The sequence below is a fragment of the Bartonella sp. CL25QHWL genome (assembly GCF_042195335.1).
Taxonomy (GTDB): domain Bacteria; phylum Pseudomonadota; class Alphaproteobacteria; order Rhizobiales; family Rhizobiaceae; genus Bartonella.
Genome location: NZ_JBHIOE010000039.1, coordinates 1538 through 3861 on the forward strand (window position 1 = coordinate 1538; position 2324 = coordinate 3861).

General features: G+C 33.0%; 3 protein-coding genes and 1 pseudogene. All 4 read right to left on the minus strand.

Annotation, left to right across the window (positions count from 1 at the left end; genetic code table 11):
* Positions 1–247: 247 nt before the first annotated feature.
* Positions 248–892: a recombinase family protein gene (locus tag ACFILY_RS09125; protein WP_375612424.1), complete on the minus strand. Its 645-nt coding sequence runs from the start codon at positions 890–892 to the stop codon at positions 248–250.
* A gap of 163 nt (positions 893–1055) precedes the next feature.
* Positions 1056–1511: a TIR domain-containing protein gene (locus tag ACFILY_RS09130; RefSeq protein WP_375612425.1), complete on the minus strand. Its 456-nt coding sequence runs from the start codon at positions 1509–1511 to the stop codon at positions 1056–1058.
* A gap of 45 nt (positions 1512–1556) precedes the next feature.
* On the minus strand, positions 1557–1706 hold the full coding sequence (locus tag ACFILY_RS09135; RefSeq protein WP_375673343.1) for a hypothetical protein: 150 nt from the start codon (positions 1704–1706) through the stop codon (positions 1557–1559).
* 119 nt (positions 1707–1825) lie between these two features.
* Positions 1826–2324: pseudogene (locus ACFILY_RS09140) on the minus strand (hypothetical protein); the annotation flags it as partial.

Here is a 2324-nt window from a genome sequence, read left to right on the forward strand (position 1 = left end):
GTTTTAACAAACCCGATATAATACAGCGTGATGGATTTACAGAAGTTAAAACAGAGAGAGGAGATATCATAAAAAGTAAAGTTCCAGAGGCTGCACTACAATTAGCTCTAATGATAGACAATGGCACAAAATTTTGGAAAGAGGATATAGGAAAAAATTAATTTCCTCTATGAGAAGTTTATCAGTTAATTTTACTATACCTTATGATATTATATCGTAGGGTAGAGTACTATACTAAAATATACCTTTATGTTTTTGGCATGGTAATGATAGGCTTTATTTTTGTAAGCGTGATGTTTTTACGTTCAATAAATAAACGCAAGGTGTTCACACTGACTCCTAATGTCTTAGCAATACGGCTCTGTGATAAACCAACATTTATAAATGCTTGAATTTCATCAATGTGATTGTCCAGCTTTAATTGCGTAGCTTTGCTTCCTTTTGGCCGGCCAAGTTTTATTCCTCGTTGACGAGCAACATTTAAGGCTTCTTTTGTGCGTGTTTGAATTAAATGCCGTTCAATTTGCGATACCATACCCAATACGTTTGCAATGATATCGCTTTGCAAACTTCCATCCATGATAAGGTTTTGTTTCGTTATATGCACAATTAAACCACGTTCACTGGCTGCTTTGAGAATTTCTAAAACAGCAAGAGAAGAACCAGCTATACGAGAAAACTCCGGTGTGAGTAAAACATCACCACATTCCGCTTTTTCAATTAAAGCACCAAGTTTACGCTTACGCCAATCTTTTCCTCTACTTGCAATTTCTTCCTCAATATGAAGTGGTGCAAAGCCATTTTTATTAGCATATTCTAACAATCCAAATTTTTGATTTTCTGTATCTTGTCCATCACGAGAAACACGTAAATAAGCATAAAATTTTGGCATTTTCAGTAAAAAGGTTATTTTAGATTAAAACTGATATATTATTGCATAGAAAAAATAGGAATTAAATATACAATTTTCGTTCATAAAAAATGATCGTTTTTTCTGATATTGCAATTTATGACGCTTCAAATGACACTGTGCGTATACTTCATGCAAAAAAAATTCAGTCGTTAAGTGTATCTAAATTGAATCCGGCTGTGTTTAATAGTTCAATAAGTTTTGGGAGAGTCTCTTTTACGTGTTCATTAAAAGGAATGTAATTAATCCCTTCATAATCTGAAGGCACTTCAACATCTCGTTGTTTTAAAATAGCAATATTTCTGCAAGAAATTATAGGAAACAACATACCCATTTTAAAAATAACATTTTTATTAGCGCGCGGTTGTGCGTCTTTTTTATCAGCAGATTTTGCATAGCCAATCTCATCGGGAGTAAGTAACACAATACCAAATTTTGGAGAATTAGTTTGCATACTAATTTCTTGTTTAAAATCCTCAATAGTAGTTAAATCATCACTACCAAATTTCAGAACGTATGGTTCCAATCCAAGCTTAAAAAGAATACGTTCAGTTTGTTCTAAAATAGTATGATTATTATATACAATAAAAATTTTTGGCATTTTTATATCCCCTATAAAATACATGCATTTGTCCCAGAGGGCTTATTATTCTTTATCAACGAATAATTGCGATAACAATTTCTCCCAGTCTATATTTTCCTTTAATTCATCATTAGTCTCTTTATCAAATTTTATTTTTTTACCATTTACAGTAAAACAAAATTCAACACTATCGATATCATCATGATTGAGCATTTCCAACACCTATAATTTCAGTTATGTTCCATGTTTTATTGAGTTTAATGGAAATTTTAATACCTTTGTTTTTACATTGCTCTCTGAAAGCAGGCGCCCCCCCGCACCTGCTATTTTATTTACGCAACATCCTCATACTCATCACGAAAATAATCATCATCACTACCAAATCTTGGAATTGCCTCATCATGAATTTGATCACCAAATGATAAAGAGGCATTGCTATGAATACAAGAATAGCCAGATACAACAGCATCATACACAACAGCATCATCAATGACAAATATAAGCACCATCACCAACAATGGCATACCCCCCGACATGAGCATTATCACAAATAACAGATGTATCAGAAATATGAGCATGTCCACTTACAGAGGCGTTATCATAAATTTTTGCATTACCTTCAATTACAACAGCGTTTTGAATATGGGCGTTGCCATAAACCTCACAATAATCATTTATTGTCATGCCTTCAAAAATAGCATTGCCATAAATTTGTGCATCACCATAAACGTCTACAAAAAAGCTTTTCACTTTACCATTTTCATAAACCCTTGCATTTTGAAAAACGCGTGCTTTATCGTAAACCCAGCAATTGCCATCATGAGATAAGTT

Bases quoted from the DNA above. Each gene is read 5' to 3' on its own strand.
- ACFILY_RS09125 (WP_375612424.1), bottom strand. From the start codon at position 892: ATGCCAAAATTTTATGCTTATTTACGTGTTTCTCGTGATGGACAAGAT.
- ACFILY_RS09130 (WP_375612425.1), bottom strand. From the start codon at position 1,511: ATGCCAAAAATTTTTATTGTATATAATAATCATACTATTTTAGAACAA.
- ACFILY_RS09135 (WP_375673343.1), bottom strand. From the start codon at position 1,706: ATGCTCAATCATGATGATATCGATAGTGTTGAATTTTGTTTTACTGTA.